Source organism: Amycolatopsis sp. PS_44_ISF1 (assembly GCF_032335455.1).
Lineage (GTDB): Bacteria > Actinomycetota > Actinomycetes > Mycobacteriales > Pseudonocardiaceae > Amycolatopsis.
This window is the reverse complement of sequence record NZ_JANUXO010000002.1, coordinates 261036-277439: the sequence shown is the minus strand read 5'-3', so window position 1 is coordinate 277439 and position 16404 is coordinate 261036. Positions and strand designations below refer to the sequence as shown.

Annotated in this window: 14 protein-coding genes; 6 read left to right on the top strand and 8 right to left on the bottom strand. The window is 71.4% G+C overall.

All coding sequences use genetic code 11. The annotated features are described in order from the left end of the window. Nucleotides 1-46 precede the first annotated feature (46 nt). The gene (locus NYF13_RS16045; RefSeq protein WP_315657690.1) at nucleotides 47-643 is read right to left on the bottom strand and encodes a hypothetical protein; all 597 of its coding nucleotides are present in this window, start codon (nucleotides 641-643) and stop codon (nucleotides 47-49) included. A gap of 384 nt (nucleotides 644-1027) precedes the next feature. Here NYF13_RS16045 and NYF13_RS16040 point away from each other — a divergent pair, with 384 nt between their 5' ends. Both NYF13_RS16040 and NYF13_RS16035 read left to right on the top strand, forming a co-directional pair. Further along, nucleotides 1028-1627 carry a DinB family protein gene (locus tag NYF13_RS16040; protein ID WP_315657688.1) on the top strand — a complete coding sequence of 200 codons (600 nt, stop codon included), beginning with the start codon at nucleotides 1028-1030 and terminating at the stop codon, nucleotides 1625-1627. Between the two features lie 84 nt (nucleotides 1628-1711). Beyond that, nucleotides 1712-2122, top strand: a complete 411-nt coding sequence (locus NYF13_RS16035; protein ID WP_315657687.1) for a RidA family protein — start codon at nucleotides 1712-1714, stop codon at nucleotides 2120-2122. 117 nt (nucleotides 2123-2239) lie between these two features. Here NYF13_RS16035 and NYF13_RS16030 read toward each other — a convergent pair whose 3' ends face one another. The 3 genes from NYF13_RS16030 to NYF13_RS16020 form a co-directional block, all read right to left on the bottom strand. Then, nucleotides 2240-3229 (bottom strand): zinc-binding alcohol dehydrogenase family protein, encoded by a 990-nt coding sequence (locus NYF13_RS16030; protein WP_315657685.1) that lies wholly within the window; start codon nucleotides 3227-3229, stop codon nucleotides 2240-2242. A 38-nt stretch (nucleotides 3230-3267) separates the two neighbouring features. Next, a complete protein-coding gene (locus tag NYF13_RS16025) occupies nucleotides 3268-4245 on the bottom strand; it encodes an Acg family FMN-binding oxidoreductase (RefSeq protein ID WP_315657682.1) in 978 nt (325 codons plus the stop codon). A 402-nt stretch (nucleotides 4246-4647) separates the two neighbouring features. Then, a complete protein-coding gene (locus tag NYF13_RS16020) occupies nucleotides 4648-6363 on the bottom strand; it encodes a GAF domain-containing sensor histidine kinase (RefSeq protein ID WP_315657681.1) in 1716 nt (571 codons plus the stop codon). A gap of 164 nt (nucleotides 6364-6527) precedes the next feature. On the opposite strand from NYF13_RS16020, the gene NYF13_RS16015 reads away from it, so the two are divergent. Continuing rightward, nucleotides 6528-7394: a hypothetical protein gene (locus tag NYF13_RS16015; protein ID WP_315657679.1), complete on the top strand. Its 867-nt coding sequence runs from the start codon at nucleotides 6528-6530 to the stop codon at nucleotides 7392-7394. A gap of 50 nt (nucleotides 7395-7444) precedes the next feature. On the opposite strand, the gene NYF13_RS16010 is transcribed toward NYF13_RS16015, so the two are convergent. The 4 genes from NYF13_RS16010 to NYF13_RS15995 all read right to left on the bottom strand — a co-directional run bounded on the left by NYF13_RS16010 (nucleotide 7445) and on the right by NYF13_RS15995 (nucleotide 12164). Beyond that, nucleotides 7445-8107, bottom strand: coding sequence for a response regulator transcription factor (locus tag NYF13_RS16010; RefSeq protein ID WP_315657677.1), 663 nt, complete (start codon nucleotides 8105-8107; stop codon nucleotides 7445-7447). Between the two features lie 74 nt (nucleotides 8108-8181). Then, nucleotides 8182-8862 (bottom strand): CBS domain-containing protein, encoded by a 681-nt coding sequence (locus NYF13_RS16005; RefSeq protein WP_315657675.1) that lies wholly within the window; start codon nucleotides 8860-8862, stop codon nucleotides 8182-8184. Nucleotides 8863-9070: 208 nt separating this feature from the next. Beyond that, nucleotides 9071-11137, bottom strand: coding sequence for a phosphocholine-specific phospholipase C (locus NYF13_RS16000; protein ID WP_315657673.1), 2067 nt, complete (start codon nucleotides 11135-11137; stop codon nucleotides 9071-9073). A gap of 412 nt (nucleotides 11138-11549) precedes the next feature. Continuing rightward, on the bottom strand, nucleotides 11550-12164 hold the full coding sequence (locus tag NYF13_RS15995) for a GNAT family N-acetyltransferase (RefSeq protein WP_315657671.1): 615 nt from the start codon (nucleotides 12162-12164) through the stop codon (nucleotides 11550-11552). Nucleotides 12165-12456: 292 nt separating this feature from the next. Here NYF13_RS15995 and NYF13_RS15990 point away from each other — a divergent pair, with 292 nt between their 5' ends. The 3 genes from NYF13_RS15990 (at nucleotide 12457) to NYF13_RS15980 (ending at nucleotide 16193) form a co-directional block, all read left to right on the top strand. Further along, nucleotides 12457-13857, top strand: coding sequence for an aminotransferase class I/II-fold pyridoxal phosphate-dependent enzyme (locus NYF13_RS15990; protein ID WP_315657670.1), 1401 nt, complete (start codon nucleotides 12457-12459; stop codon nucleotides 13855-13857). Between the two features lie 512 nt (nucleotides 13858-14369). After that, nucleotides 14370-14903 carry a hypothetical protein gene (locus NYF13_RS15985; protein ID WP_315657668.1) on the top strand — a complete coding sequence of 178 codons (534 nt, stop codon included), beginning with the start codon at nucleotides 14370-14372 and terminating at the stop codon, nucleotides 14901-14903. A gap of 99 nt (nucleotides 14904-15002) precedes the next feature. Then, entirely contained in the window at nucleotides 15003-16193 is a 1191-nt protein-coding gene (locus tag NYF13_RS15980; RefSeq protein WP_315657666.1) for a cytochrome P450, read from the top strand. The last annotated feature ends 211 nt before the right edge of the window (nucleotides 16194-16404 follow it).

The window sequence follows — 16404 nt, the reverse complement described above, 5'->3', positions numbered from 1 at the left end:
CCTTCCTGGTGGGACGGAGCTGGACGGCGACGACGGTCGGGGCCGGTCATCGGGTGCCGACGACGGTGGGCTGGCTGTTGGGCAGTTCGATGTGCACGCCCTGGCGGTCGAGCTGCTGGGCGTCCGCGTCCGGTGCCACCTTCTGCGAAGCGGCGAAGTTGTCACCGTTCTTGACGAACGTGCCCTGCAGGTCCAGCAGCTGGTCCTTCTTCACGTCCACCGGGGAGCTTCCCTGCGGCAGCAGCTTCACCCAGACCCGGTCTTCCTGGTTCTGTCCCACCCAGAACCCTTCCGGGGCGGGCACCGACTGCACCGGGATGGCGTGCGCGGTCACTTCCTTGCCGGCCAGCCCGGTCAGCGATCCGTCCGTCCCGGCCACGGCGCTCAACGGCAGCAGCGCCCTGCCGTCCGCGCTCAGCTGCCCGGCCGCCACGCCGGGCCGATCGGCCGCGTTGACCCCGGACGCGGGATCGGGTGCGGCGCTGGGCGCGGGGGCCGGAGCGGGCGGCGGGTTGCCGTTGGCCCCGTTGTTCTGGTTGCTGCCGCTGCACTGGGTCAGCACGATCGCGAGCACGATGGCCGCGACCACCGCCAGCAGCAGCAGCCACAACCAGCCGCGCCGGCGCGGAGCCCCCTCCCGCACCTCCGTGGCTCCCGCGGCACGGGACGCTCGAGCGCCGCGGCCGGGAGGGGTTTCGTTTCCCGGGGCGGGGTGTTCGGTGGGTCGGCTCATCGCAATCGTCTCCTCGCAGCGAAGTGGTGCTGTGCGGTTACCCACCCAGCACCGGCTGGCGGAGTTCTTCAGCACAACAGGTGAAAGGGGTCTCGCACGACACCAGCACCAGCCCGCTCCGCCGCCACGGACAGGTGAACAGATATCGGGCGCCCCGCCGCCGGAAACCACCAGCGGTGGCGGTGGTCGATCGGCGTTCGACCCGGCTCACCCGCGAGCGGGTCGCTGCCCGCGTTTTTCCGAGACACCGTTTTTCCCACGACACCGTGGTGGGCCGGTTGGTAGCTTCCCCCCATGACCGACTCCGATCCCCGGGACGATCTGCGGCGATACCTGCAGATCGCGCGCGAGGCGCTGGTGTGGAAGCTCGACGGACTGTCCGAGTACGACCTGCGCCGGCCGATGACGACCACCGGGACCAACCTGCTCGGCCTCGTCAAGCACATGATCGGGGTCGAACTCGGTTACTTCGGCGACACGTTCGGCCGGAAGTTCCCGGAGCCGCTGCCGTGGTACGACGCCATGGACGACGATCCCGGAATCGACTTCTGGGCGTCGGAGGACGAGTCGCGCGACGACCTCGTCGGGCTCTACCGGCGGGTTTGGGCGTTCGCGGACGAGACCATCGAATCGACCCCGCTGGACGCGGTCGGTGAGGTCCCGTGGTGGCCCCCGGAGCGCCGCCGGACGACGCTGCATCGGGTGCTGGTGCACGTGATCGCCGAGATCAACCGGCACGCCGGCCACGCCGACATCGTCCGTGAGCTCATCGACGGCGCCATCGGCCTGCGGGCCGACGCGTCGAACCTGCCCGATCTGGGCGCGGACACGTGGGCGCAGTACCGGGAGAAGCTGGAGCGGGTGGCCCGGGCGGCCGGGCCGGCGCAGCCGTAGCGACACCGGCCTGTCTCGATCGACGCCCTTCTCCTGTCGCAGAACCCGGTGTGCTCGCGGCGGCGGTGGGGCATGCTTTGCCGTATGCCCTCGAAGATCACCCGCATCAACCCGGATCTCCTGCACACGCCTCCGGGCTACCACCACATCACCGTGGTCGAGCCGGGCCGGATGGCCTTCCTGGCCGGGCAGTGCCCGATCGACGTCACCGGCGGCCTGGTCGGGGCCGGCGACCTCGACGCCCAGCTCGACCAGGTCGTCGCGAACGCCATGACCGCGCTCGGCGCGATCGGCGCCGAGCCGGAGGACGTGGTGCGCACGGTGGTCTACCTCGTCAGCGAGGACTCGGACGTGCTGAGCACCGCGTGGGAGCGGCTGACCCGCTCGCCCCTCGGGCCGGCCTTCACCACCGCGAGCACCTTGCTGGGGGTCGCCCGGCTCGGGTTCCGCGGGCAGCTGATCGAGATCGACCTCACCGCGGCGTTGCCCGGGTGAACGAGCGCTCGCGCCGCTGATCGGTCGTCGAACGCGCCCGCTCCGCCCCGGGATCCTTCGGTCACGACGCGGGGGTCAGGCAGGAATGCGCGCAAGTGCTCTTCCTGCGACGAGCAGTCACATTTCCAGCAGGACCCGGCCGAAGGGACCGCCTTCCTTCAGGTGCCGCGCGGCTTCCGCGGCCCGGTCCAGGGGGAACACGCGGTCGACCACCGGGTCGATCCGGTGGTCTTCCACCAGCTCCAGCAGGGTCCGGTTGACCGTGTTGACCTGCTCGGCCGTGAATCGGGCGAACTGGAAGCCGTGGATGGAGGCGCTCTTCCAGATCAGGTCGGTGACGTTGATCATCGCGTGCGGTCCGGCGGCGTAGCCGATGCTGATCAGCCGGCCGCCGCGGGCGAGGACGCCGAGGGCTTCACCGGTCAGCGGGCCGCCGACGCCGTCGAGGACGATGTCGACGCCCGATCCACCGGTCAGCCGCGCGACACCCTCCTTCAGCGACTCCTGGGACAGGTCGATCACCTGGTACCCCCGGGCTCGTCCTTGTTCCGCCCGGGCCGCGCTGGTGGCGGTGGTGATGGCCCGCTCCGCACCGAGCACGGCCGCGACTTCGACCCCGCCCTGCCCCACCGCTCCCCCGGCGCCCGGGGCGAGAACCGTGGCCCCGGGCGTGAAACCGGCCAGTCCGGTCAGCGCGAGGTACGCGGTGAGGTAACCCGCGCCGGTGGTCAACGCGGCCGCGGCGAGGTCCCCGACCGCGCCGGGAACCGCCACCAGGTGAGCCGGGTCGAGCGCGACCAGTTCGGCCCAGGTGCCGTCCACACCGACCCCGTACCGGCCCCCGCTGACCACGACCCGGGTTCCGGGCGGCAGCGCGGACCCCCCGGGCTCCTCCACGACCCCGACGCCGAAACCACCGGGGCGGATCGGGAACGCTTTCACCACCCCGGCCGGCAGCTCACCCGACCGGACGGTGTTGTCGAGCGGGTTGATCCCCGCGAACACCATCCGCACGACGGCCTGGTCGCCGGCCGGTGCCGGATCCGGCACCGTGACCGGCTTCAGGGTGTCGTAACCACCGAACCGGTCGTACTCGATCGCACGCATACCTGAACTCTCCTCGATTCGACACGTACTCCGCCGGGTCAACTGACGATCAGGTGCCCCTCCGCCACCACGCTCTCCACCGGCCGGCGGGAGGTGGGCGGGGTGCGATAGCCGTAGCCCAGGCGAAGCAGGGTTTGCGGGCACCGTCCATCCGGGAACAGCCGATCGAATTCCCGCCGGATCGCGGGAATTTCGAAAGGCTGGGTCAGCAGCGACGCCGACAAGCCCGCCACGGTCACCGTGAGCAGCACGCGCTGAAGCGTCATTCCGGCCTCGACCTCGGCTCCCGGCCCCACCTCGCGGGTCAGCACCACGGCCAGTAGCGGCTCCTGCTCGTAAACACGCGGCGACAAGCGTGGATTCCGGTGCGAGGCGCGCACCGGGGCGACCGGGAGCGCGCACGCAGGTGGCCCGGCCGCCGTGCGCGGCACACCGTCGAGGCAGCCGGGCCGGCGATCGGTCCAGTACGCGGCTTCGGCGTCGAACGCCGGCTCGCTCGCCTGCTGGGCCTCGGCCCGCCGGATGAGCGACACCGCCTGCGCGTACCGGCCGGGAGCCCGCAGGTACTTCAGGTACCCGCCTGCGCTTCGGGCCGCGGACCGGAGCCTGGCCAGCACCGCCGCCGGCACCTCCTGGTCGAGGAAGGGAAACCGGTTGGTGCGCCGCTGGAAAACGGCCCGGGCGAGCTGGCCGTCCTCGGCCGTGGCTCGGTGCTTCCCGTCCAGCCGCAGCGTCGCGAGCAGGTCGGGCCGGGCCCGGTCCGGCCGGATCCGGGTCTCGACCTCCACCCCGCCCGCCCGCAAAGCGGTGACGGCATTGAACACAGCGGCCCCGCAAGCCAAGCGCGCTTCCCCCGCCCGCGGATCGGCCACAGCGAGCACACGGTCCCGGTCGAGCCACACCTGCACCAGATCCGGCTCCACGACGAAACGCCAGGGCTGGGTGTTGTACAGGGAAGGCGCACGCACAGCGGAAGCCAGCGCCTGCTCCCACACCAGCGGCAGTGCTCGGCTCATCATCGGCTCCCGGGCTCCCGTCGATCGGACTCATCCAGCATCATCGGCGATCGTGGCCGGGACGAGGGCCAGATGGCCTCCGTCCGGATGACCAAAGACCCCACGTTCGCCGGACGGGCAAGGGCGCACCCGCTCCCCGAGGCCGCGGTCCGAGGAGACCGGCTCACCCGGACGCGAGCGCGGTGGACGCGGATCCCGCCCGAGCCGGAAACCGCGTCCACCGCGGGGATGCGCGCCGCGCGCCCGGTCTCCACCGCCTCCCGATCGGCGCAGACGGCGGGCGCAGGGATCTCGACCTCCTTCCCCGAAGTGGCGGCGACCCGTTCAGCCCAGCGCAGACCGGCCGGTCGCGATACCGCCGGAGGACCCGGATCGGCCGGGACCGAGGACCTCGGCCCGGCGTCAGGCGAGGGGGGCCGACCACTCCACCTTCAGGCCACCGTCTTCGCCGGAGCCGAGGGTGAACGCACCGCCGGCCGCTTCGGCCCGGTCGCGCATGTTGCCCAGCCCGCTGGGCTCGACGTCGGGGGGCAGGCCCTTGCCGTCGTCGGCGACGGTGATGTGCAGGCGCCCGTCCTGCACCGCGACGGAGACCGCGACGGTCGAGGCGTCCGCGTGGCGCACGGCGTTGCTGACCGCTTCCCGGACCACCGCTTCGGCGTGTTCGGCCAGCTGGGCGGGCAGGGTGTCGAGGGTGCCGGCCAGGGTGATCGTGGGGTGGATGGCGACGTGGCCGGTCAGTTCGGCGACGACGTCGTGCAGCCGGTGCCGCAACTGGGTGCCGCCGGTGGCGCCGCCGTGCAGGTCGAAGATGGCGGTGCGGATCTCGTGGATGATCTGGTGCATCTGCTCCAGGCTCTCCTCCAGCCGCCGGCGCAGTTCGGGCGACTTGGTGCGGCGCTGGGTGCTCTGCAGGGACAGCCCGATCCCGAACAGCCGCTGGATCACCTGGTCGTGCAAGTCGCGGGCGATCCGGTCGCGGTCGCTGAGCACATCCAGTTCCCGCGCGTCCCGTTGCTGGGCCGCGAGCCGCAGCGCCAGAGCCGCCTGGTCGGCGAACGACGCGACCACGGGCAGCTGGGCGGCTTCGAACGCCGCGGCCGCGGTGGCCCGGGCGGCGATGAGGACGCCGGTGGTGCGTTCCCCCGCGCGCAGCGGCACCAGCAGGGCGGGGCCGAAGTGGTGTCCGCCCAGCTCGAGCGTTTCGACGCTTCGGGGGGTCCGGTCCCGGTACACCGCGGCCGCGACCCCGGCGCCGACGCGGGTACCCGGCAGTTGCGCCACCCGGGTGCCCGCGCAGACGGCGATGGTCAGATCTCCGGTCTCGTCGCCGGAGTCCTCGTCGGCGTCCAGCCGCCCGGAGTTCGGCAGGGCGAGCATCGTGACGTCCGAGCCGGTCAGCTCCAGGGCCCGGCTCGCGATGAGGGTGAGCGCCTCGGTGGGGTCGGTGCCGGCCAGCAGTTCGGTGGTGACCTCGCTGGTGGCGGCCAGCCACTGCTGCCGCCACCGGGCCTGCCGGTAGAGGTGGGCGTTTTCGATCGCGATCCCGGCTGCGGCGGCCAGGGCCTGCACCACGGCTTCGTCCTCGTCGGTGAAGGGTTCGCCGTCGTTCTTCTCCGTGAGGTACAGCCGGCCGAACACCTTGTCGCGCACCCGGACCGGGACACCGAGGAACGTGCGCATCGGCGGGTGGTGCGCGGGGAAACCGACCGAGGCCGGGTGCACCGAGAGGTCGTCGAGCCGCAGCGGCTTCGCTTCGTCGATCACGACCCCGAGTACGCCGCGGCCCTGCGGCAGGGCGCCGATGCGGCGCCGGGTGGCGTCGTCGACCCCGACGTGGATGAACTGGGCCAGGCCACCGTGCTCGGCGAGCACGCCCAGCGCACCGTAGCGAGCCTCGCCGAGATCTATCGCCGCTTGCACGATCCGCCGCAGCGTGGCGTCCAGGTCGAGCCCGGAGGCCACCGTGAGCACGGCGTCGAGCAACGCGTCGGTCTTGTCCCGCGTGCGGATCAGCAGCTCGATCCGCTGGTGCAGGTCGCCCAGCGCCTCCCGGAGCCCCAGCCCGGCCCGAGCGCCGGCCGTCCGGCGCGCTCCGGTGTCGTCGGTCTCCGCCACGTACCCGACCTTCCTCCGCCACGGTGTGGTCCCCGGTGACTTTTTCCTCTGGTGGAAGGGCCGCGCGGGGAGGGACCGTCACCGCAGGCCACCGCGACACCGAAACCATGGTCCGCACCGCGGTACCGAAACCATCGTCCGCACCGCGGTACCGAAGGGACATCATGACACCACCGATCACCGCGATCGGCTTGTTGACCGCCGATCAAGTGAAGGACGTGCTCGGCGCCGCGACGCGGGCGTCCTCGACCCGCCCCACCCCGGCTTGGCGAGTGCGCTGCACTCCCGCCGGATTCGAACTGCACACCGACCCGCGGTGCGCGCCACCGCCCGCCGGCCAGCGCGAACTGCTGCTGTCCGGCGGCGCGGCGCTGTTCAACCTGCGCACCGCCATCCACGTCCTCGGCGCGCACCCGGCCACCAGCATCCTGCCCGACCGCGACGCACCGACGCTGCTCGCGCTCGTACGGCCCTTCGCCGCGATACGGCCCGACCCGCGGCTGGTCCGGCTCGCCCGCGCGATCGCCCACCAGGACACCGGCCACGCCCCGTCCGGCCACCCGAAGGCCCCCGAGACCGTGCTCACCGAACTACGGCACGCCGCCGAAGTCGAGCAAGCCTGGCTGCACCGGCCCGGACCGGACCACCTCACCCGGCTGAGCGAGCTGACCGGCCACCACCACCCCCCGCAGCCGCCCAGCCACCACGACCGTGCCGCCGCACCCCCACACGACCGGGCGTGGATCCGGCCGAGCCCCGACCCGGACCGCCGAGCCCGCCCCGACGAACCCCTGATCGTGGTCATCGGATCCCTCGACGACACCCGGGAAGACCGCATCCGAGCCGGTCAAGCGAGACAACGAGTCCTGCTGACGGCCACCGCAGCCGGTCTCCACACGACCTTCCTCGCCCCGCCGGTCGAGGTGCCCGCCGCGCGAGCCCGGCTGCGGACCCTGCTCGGCAAGGGCCTATGGCCCCAGGCTGTCCTGCGCCTCGCACGCACCGCACCCGGACCGCAACCCACCGCTTGAACCGCGCCCTGCTCGCTCCGGCCCGGCTACCGCGAAACTCCCGGCCGGTTTCACGCGTACGGGTGGTGCTCGGTGCGCAGCTCGGTGGCCAGTACCGCGGCCTGGGTGCGCCGTTGCAGCCCGAGTTTGGTCAGCAGCCGCGACACGTAGTTCTTGATCGTCTTCTCGGCCAGGAACATGCGCTCGGCGATCTGCCGGTTCGTCAGCCCCTCGCCGATCAGCTCCAGCAGCGTCCGCTCCTGATCGGACAGAGCACCCAGCGGCCCCTTCCCCGACTGGCCCTCCTTCAACTTGGCCATCAGCGCCGCCGTCGCGTGCGCGTCCAGCAACGAGCGCCCCGCCCCGACCTCCCGCACAGCCGACACCAGATCGACACCCTTGATGTCCTTGATCACGAACCCACCGGCCCCGGCCAGCACCGCGTCCAGCATCGCCTGCTCATCGGTATAGGAAGTCAGCATCAAGCACCGCAACGCGGGCAGCCGCGCGCGCAACTCCCGGGCCAGCTCGATCCCGTTGCCGTCCGGCAACCGCACATCGAGTACGGCAACATCCGGGGCCAGGGCCGGGATCCGGGCCAGAGCCTGGGCGACACTGCCGGCCTCGCCGACCACCGTCAGCTCCGGATCCTCCTCCAGCAACTCGGCCACACCCCGGCGCACCACCTCGTGGTCATCGACCAGGAACACCCGCACCCCGCGTCCCCCTCCCACCCCGACGCACCCGCACCCCGAGCCTACGACGACCCGCCCCGGCCGACCGGACGATCCGAACCCGCGGCACCCGATCAGGAGGACTCAAGAAGCCGCCGGTGACGCGAACCGGCCCCCGAGCGGCCCGGGCCGACGTCGTCCCACACGTAGTCCAGGCGATTACGCGCCTCGACCACACCGGACACATCCTCGATCAACTGCGTCACCGGCGGAATGTCACTGCGCCGCTCCACCCGGCCCACCACCGTCACCACCCCGTCCCGCACCTGCACCCGATCCGGCCCCAGGTGCAACCGGTCCCGCAGGACGCGGTGATCGACCTCCCGTTCCAGCTCGGCGTCGCTGCGGGTGAACACCCGGATCAGATCACGACGAGCCACCACCCCGACCAGCTTCCCCCGGCACAGCACGAACATCCGCCGCACACCACTACGCCCGATCCGCGCCACGGCAACCTCGACCGGATCATCGGCGTCCACCGTCACCGCCGGCGCGGTCATCAGGTCCTGAGCGAGGCAAGCGTGGGCTTTACCGATCAGCTGACGGTGCGGCCACCGGTGTGCCCGGGCATGCTGTAGGTGCGGCAGCAGATCGGCCTCGGATATAACCCCGAGCAGCGCACCCGTCTTGTCGACGACGCCGACCGCGCTGATTCCGTGCGCGGTGAGCAGCCCGGCGATGTCCTTGAACGACGTACGCGGGCCCACCGTGATCGGATCTGCGGTCATCACCGCGGACACCGGAATCGTCTTCATCGCTGTTCCCTTCCCGATCGGGCCTTCTCCGCCCGGGCCGCCCTCCGCGGCCCCGCGCGCCCACTTCGACCGTAGGGAACCGGTCCGCCCCCGCACCGGAGTCCATCGTCACCGGTCGCGGTGACCAAGGTCCGGTTCTGCCACCGGAAAACCGACGACGCGAGCGCCCGCCGTCGCCAGTGCGACGGCGGGCGCTCACGCGATCCGGTCAGTGGGTGATCAGGGCCGGGTCGCTGCGGCCGGTGGCGCCGGTCTCGACGTGGCCCGCCAGGCGCCGCAGGTAGCCGGGCTGGTCCTCGGCGGTGATGCTCAGGTCGTACCAGCCCGCGCTCGCGGACAGGCGCACCGTGCGCCGGACCGTGTCCGCGGCGGCGACCCGGACGTTCCCGCTGTTGCGGCCGTAGCCGTCGGTGAGGACGAAGGTGAGCACGGCCCCGGTGGGATTGTGCAGGTCCAGCAGCAGGTTCCCGGTTCGCGGGTCGTGGCGGGCGGTGACCTCGGGGGCGACCGCGGTCCCCGGGCCCCGGAAGGTGCGCAGGAACCCGTTCGGGCCGTGGACCTCCAGGTCGTAGGTACCGCCCGAGTAGGCCGTGTGCCACGTGTCGGTCAGGGTGGTGGCCGCGGCGGTGGTGTAGGTCCACGGCCCGTCGTCGCGGTTGACCGACCGGACCAGGAAGCAGGCACCGGCCCGGTCACCACTGCTGAAGGTCAGCGACACCGCGCCCGCGCCGGTGGCCTCGGCATCGACGTAGGGCTGGTAGCGCAGCGGCCGCGTCGGGCGCTGCCCGCGTTCCTGCTTCGGCAGGGCCGCGACGGAGGGCGGTGGGGGGACGTAGTCCTCCGGGTTCTGCTCGTGCTCGGGCGGTGGTTCGTACTGCCCGGTCCCGGGCAGCGCGGCAGGCCCGGGGTTCGTGCGCGTGAAGTCGAAGGCGGAGGTCAGATCGCCGCACACCGCCCGCCGCCACGGGGTGATGTTGGGTTCGTGCACGCCGAAGCGGCGTTCGAGGAACTGGATGACCGAGGTGTGGTCGAACGTCTCGGAGCAGACGAAACCGCCGGTGCTCCACGGGGACACCACCAGCATCGGCACACGCACCCCGAGGCCGAAGGGACCGGCCGGATAGCCGGCGCTGCCGGGGTAGCGTTCGAGCGTCACGTCCACTGTGGACTTTCCGCGCGCGTCGCTCTCCGGGGGGAACGGCGGGACGACGTGGTCGAAGAACCCGTCGTTCTCGTCGTAGGTGATCAGCAGCGCGGTTTTGCTCCACACCCGGGGGTCGGCGGTCAGGGCGTCGAGGACCCGGGCCACGTACCAGGCGCCGTAGTTCGCCGGCCAGTTCGGGTGCTCGGTGTAGGCCTCGGGGGCGACCACCCAGGAGACCTGCGGCAGGGTCCCGGCCCGGACATCGGCGGCCAGCTCGTCGAAAAACCCTTGCCCGGCCGAGACATCGGTGCCGGTGCGCGCCCGATCGTAGAGCGGCTGCCCGGGTTCCGCGTCGCGGTAGGCCCGGAAGTTCAGCAGGGCGTTGTCCCCGTAGTTGCCGCGGTACTTGTCCCCGATCCACCCCCAACTGCCCGCCGCGTCCAGGCCGTCGCCGATGTCCTGGTAGATCTTCCAGCTCACCCCGGCCTCCTGCAGCCGCTGCGGGTAGGTGGTCCAGGGGTGACCCGCGCTCGGCGTGTCGTTGGTGATGACCGGCGTGGTCCCGTCACCGAGGTTGCCGACGCACCCGCTCCACAGGTAGTACCGGTTCGGGTTGGTCTCGCCCAGCAGGGAGCAGTGGTAGGCGTCGCAAATGGTGAACGCGTCCGCCAGCGCGTAGTGGAACGGGATGTCCTCACGACGCAGGTAGGCCATGGTCGTCGGGGTCTTCGCCGGGATCCACCGGTCGTAGTTGCCCCGGTTCCACGCCTGGTGCGTGCCACTCCAGTTGTGGTTGAGGTCCTGGATGAAGTGCAGCCCGAGGTCGTCGACGTCCGGGCGGAAGGGCAGGACGGTCTCCTCGCCGTCCTGCTGGTGCCAGACGCTGCGGCCGCCGGGCAGCGTCGCGGGGCGAGGGTCACCGAACCCGCGGACCCCGTTGAGCGAGCCGAAGTAGTGGTCGAACGACCGGTTCTCCTGCATCAGGACCACGACGTGCTCGATGTCCTCGATACTGCCCGTCCGCCGAGCCGCGGGAACGGCGGCGGCCCGGGCCACGCTCTGCGACAGCATCGGCAGCACCGACGCGGCGCCCGCTGCCTGCATGAACCGGCGCCTGCTGAAACTGCTCATGGGGTCACGTCCTTCATCGGAGACTGCGCGCTCTTCGTCGAACACGGATGCTCTTCACCCCGACCATCCGATCCCACCACCGCGGATGACGACTGAACTTGCAGTTAACCGGCATCGAAAATGCAGGTTCAGTCAGTTTCGGTGCTCAATGATGCGTGCCTCGTCCACCGGCTGTCAACGAACTCCGGTACGTGACCCGCGGACACGGGCAGTCACCGGCCATGGCCCCCGCCGACGAGGAGGCGGTCGCGGCCCGGCGGGGACGGCCGCATCGGGCAGGCCGGAGTGGAACGCGGTGTCCAAGCACGTCACCACCGGCACGGCCAGAAGTCGTTCACGGGCATTCCGTGAGGGACGTCGACACCACACCTGCGCGGACGCTGTTTTCCCGATTGTCAAGGCGCGGGGGCGTTCACCGGCTCGGATCGCGCCACATGGGCCACATCACCGGGCCACCGGGAAGTGCAAGTTCGGGGCCGTGGAGGCGAAAGCCGAAGCGTTCGGCCAGGCGGCGACTGCGGGTGTTGCTCGCCTCCAGGTACGCAGCAAGGCCCTTACCGTCGCACTGTTCGAGCGCGCAGGTAAGCAGCGCCGAGGCGAGGCCCGCGCTCTGCAACGAAGGCGTCACTCCGATCATCGTGAAATAACAGTGCGCCGGCGTCGGCGGATGCGCGGTGGCGAGAACGCGGTCCAGGAGTTCGACGCGTTCGTTACCCGGGTCCACGGCCTCGCGCAGGCGAGCCGGCGCATCGACCCCGAAACCGCTTTCCCGCCCGTCGAGGCGCGAGTCGGCCTCGTGCACCGGAACCTGCAGAAGCGCGGCACTGACATTCACGGTGACATCGATGAAACCCCCTTCCAGCGCCCGATCGACGAACGCCGCCATCAGACGCCGGTGCCGGGCCGCGCGGTGGCTCACGGCGGGAAAAACCCAGCAACTCACCGGATCCTCGCGCAAGGCCCGGTCGAGCAGGCCCACCACCGCCTCCCGGTCCGGCTCACCGGCTCGGCGCACGGTGCGGTCCACGGGCGTCCTCCCCCCATCCGGGCTCCGAGTATGGCACGGGGCAAGGACTGCGCCCGGCCGCCGTTTTCCGACAACGACCCTTGTGGGTGTTGCGCCCACGACCGCGCGAGCGACACCCTGATACTCGGTGCCGGCCGATGCCGGATCACCGTGGCACGAGTAGCTACGCTCGGCCGGTGGACCGCTTTTTCCTCGGCCCCTCAACGAATTTCACCGCCCAGAGTGGTTCGGCACGGCGGAAGGTCCTGATCGGCACCACATTTCCGCGTCAGACCTGGATCCGGGGAGCGAAATGGAGCTGAGTCCGTGGCTGGAACGGGCGACCGCGGAGATCCGGGACTGGGCGAGCAGTCACGGTCCGGTCGCGGTCCACCCGTCCCTGGACGTGGACGAACCGGCCCTGCGGGAAGCGCTCGACGTCCTCGTCGCCCGGCTTCGCAAAAGCTACCCCTTCTTCCACCCGCGTTACGCCGGGCAGATGCTCAAGCCGCCCCATCCGGTGGCCGTCGTCGGCTACGTGGCGGCGATGCTGATCAACCCGAACAACCACGCGCTGGACGGTGGTCCCGCCACCTCCGCGCTGGAGACCGAGGCGGTCGGACGGCTGGCGGCCATGTTCGGCCTGGACGACCATCTGGGTCACCTCACCAGCAGCGGCACCATCGCCAACCTGGAAGCCCTGTTCGTCGCCCGTGAGTGCCACCCGGGTGCGGCGGTGGCGCTCAGCACGGAGGCGCACTACACCCACGCCCGCATGTGCCACCTCCTGGGACTGCCCACCCGCGCGGTGGCGGCGGACGCGCACGGCCGGATGGACCCGGCCGCCCTGGCGGAGGTACTGGCCACCGGCGACGTGGGGACCGTGGTCGCCACGGCCGGAACCACCGGGCGGGGCGCGGTGGACCCGGTGCACGAGATCCTCGCTCTCGCCCGCGGTCACGGTGCGCGCGTGCACGTCGACGCCGCCTACGGAGGGTTCTTCACCCTTCTCGCCCAGGACGATCCCGACCACGGCCCGGCCCTGGTGGACCCGCGGCCCTGGCGCGCGCTGGCCGGCTGCGACTCCCTGGTCGTCGACCCCCACAAGCACGGCCTGCAGCCCTACGGCTGTGGTGCGGTCCTGTTCGGCGACCCGGCGGTGGCCCGCTTCTACCGGCACGACTCGCCTTACACCTACTTCAGTTCGTCCGCTCCGCACCTCGGTGAGATCAGTCTCGAGTGCTCCCGCTCGGGCGCGGCGGCCGCCGCCCTGTGGCTGACCCAGGAACTGCTGCCGCTCGACCGCGGTGGTCTCGGGGCCGTCCTCGCCGCCGGCCGCCGGGCCGCCACGAACTGGGCCCGGATGATCCAGCAGTCGCCGCACCTGGAGCTGTTCCAGCCGCCGGACCTCGACATCGTGACGTACTTCCCCCGGTCCCCCACGCCGTGGACCGGTACGGCCGCCCTCAGCGCCGCGAGCACCGATGTCCTCGACCGCGGCATGAAGGCCGAGGACCCCGTGTACCTGAGCACCCTGCGGGTCGAGGCCGGCGCCTTCGCCGCCCGCCACCCCGCGATCCCGGTCGACGGCAGCGAGGTGACGGTGCTGCGCAGCGTCCTGATGAAACCCGAGGCCGAGCCCTACCTGGATCACCTCCACCAGCGGGTGGAGCACCTGGTGCGGCAGCACCACCAGAACCCGGTGAAACCGTGAACCCGCCCGCGGAACCCCACCCGGTCGGCCTTCCCGAGCATTCCCGGGTTCGACCACGCAACCTCCCCACCTGCCCCCGGGCCTGTCCGGCACCCTCAACGCCGAACGCCTGCGGGCCGCCCGACGGCCCCTCACTCCTGCGCTCGACCCGGACCCGCCACACAGCCACGGGCGGCAGCCGGGAATGACCCGCGCACCGTGAGCGACGACGCACCGGGCCCGCGCCCGGAGCGCCGTTTCCGATTTCACCCGAAAAGACCTGCGCCCCGCACGGTGCGCTGAAAAAAGCGTTTCTTTTTCAGCCGCGGCATTCTTCCGTGAAACCTGAAAAGAATATTCGGTTTCCCGGCGCCGCCGGCCCTTCGACCGGCCCCACCGAATACGCATCCATTGGGGTATTGCCGTTGTCCGGAGGCGGGAGGAATCTGGGGTTGGCCCGAACCGGCCTTACCGCCCCCTTCGGGCTGCCGCCGCTTCCCGCTCGTTTCCTCCGCCCGAACAGGAGTACACCCATGCATCGCACCGCCCGCCGGTCCGCCGCCGGCCTGAGCGCCCTCGGCCTGGCCGCCGCTGCCGGGATGTGGGTCTCCCCCGCCTCGGCCGCCCCCACCGCGCTGTCCCTGCTGAGCTGCACCTCCCACGGCACGGTGACCTTCCACCCCTCGATCACCGTCGGCAGCCAGTCGATCACCTACACCTACACCGCAACCTCCTTCACCGGCTGCACCGGCACCACCGCACTCCGGCCCACCTCCCTCACCGCCACCGGCACCGAACACGCCCAGTGCACCGGCGCGACCACCGATCACACCGGCACCGCGCGCTACAAGTGGTCCGACGGAACCACGAGCACCGCCACGGTCGGGGAAACCGCCGAAACCAAGACCGGCGGCTCCGGCACCGAAGACCTCCCCGCCACCATCACCTCCGGCACCTTCGCCGGCCACACCACCACCTTCGCCGGCACCACCACCGACGCCACCACCTGCTCGGCCTCCACCCCCGAACCGAACGCCACCGTCGACGCACTGCTCACCATCATCTGACCACCACCACCCAGCCCGAACCCCGGCCGGGCGGCAGCCACGCCCCCCGGCCGGGAACCCGGCACCCACCGGCGCACCCCTCCCCCAGCGAGGTCGGAGATGACCACCCCAGAACCAGGCCCCGCGCCCTACCCCTTCGACCACAACCCCGGTCTCCGCATCGCCGGCGACTACGCCCGAGCCCAGCAACGCGACGGACTGCTACGCGTCCGTCTGGCCCACGGCGAACCGGCCTGGCTGGTCACCCGCTACACCGACGCCCGCCGGGTCCTCGGCGACCGGCGCTTCAGCCGCTCCGACGCGCAACACCCCGGCGAACCACGCACCTCACCGGTACGGCGCCGAAGCGGCCTGCTGGGCGTCGACCCACCCGACCACACCCGGCTGCGCACCCTGATCACCCCAGCGTTCACCACGCGCCGAATCGAAAACCTCCGCCCCCGGATCCGCCGCATCGTTCACGAATTCCTCGACCGGATGGACACCACCGGCCCACCGGCCGACCTCATCGAACACTACGCCCTGCCCATTCCGGTCACCGTCATCTGCCGCATCCTCGGCGTCCCCGAAAAGGACCACCCCCGCTTCCGGCGCTGGAGCGAAGAAGCCCTCACCACCAGCGGCATGACCCAACCCGAATACGACACCGGCCAAAACGAGCTCCACGCCTACATGTCCGAACTGATCCACCACCGCCGCCGCCACCCCCGGCCCGACCTGATCACCACCCTCACCGACGCCCACGACACCGGCCACCACCTCAGCGAACCCGAACTCGTCGACCTGTGCGTCAACCTGCTCGTGGCCGGACACGAAACCACCGTCAGCCAAATGGCCAACTTCGTCCACGTCCTGCTCGACCACCCCGCCCAAGCCCGCCGCCTCCGCGAAAACCCAGCCCTCATCCGCACCGCCGTCGAAGAACTCCTGCGCTTCGTACCCCTCACCAACGCCGCCAGCTTTCCGCGCTACGCCACCGAAGACATCACCATCGGCGGCACCCTCATCCACGCCGGCGAACCCGTGCTCGTCGCCTCCGGAGCCGCCAACCACGACCCCCGCCACTTCACCCAGCCACACCACCTCGACCTCACCCGCACCGAAACCCCCCACCTCGGTTTCGGCCACGGCATCCACCACTGCATCGGCGCCCCCCTCGCCCGCCTCGAACTCACCGAAGCCCTCCCCGCACTACTCACCCGCTTCCCCCACCTCCGCCTCACCGGCGACACCACCTGGCGCAACCAAGCACTCGTACGCGGACCCCGCACCATGCCCGTCACCTGGTGAACACCGAACAACCGGTCCCCCGACCCTTCACACAAGCCCCCTTCCACCCACGACCCGAGCCACAGCGCGCTCCTCGCCGCACCCCGGATCGCGCCAAACCAGGGATACCCCCGGGCACGGTGATCCACCGGCCCCCTCCTCCGCAGCGCGATCCTCGGCGAACGGGGTACCGCCGCCGCGGCTTTTCTCCGCGCGAGCGCGAGCTTTACCC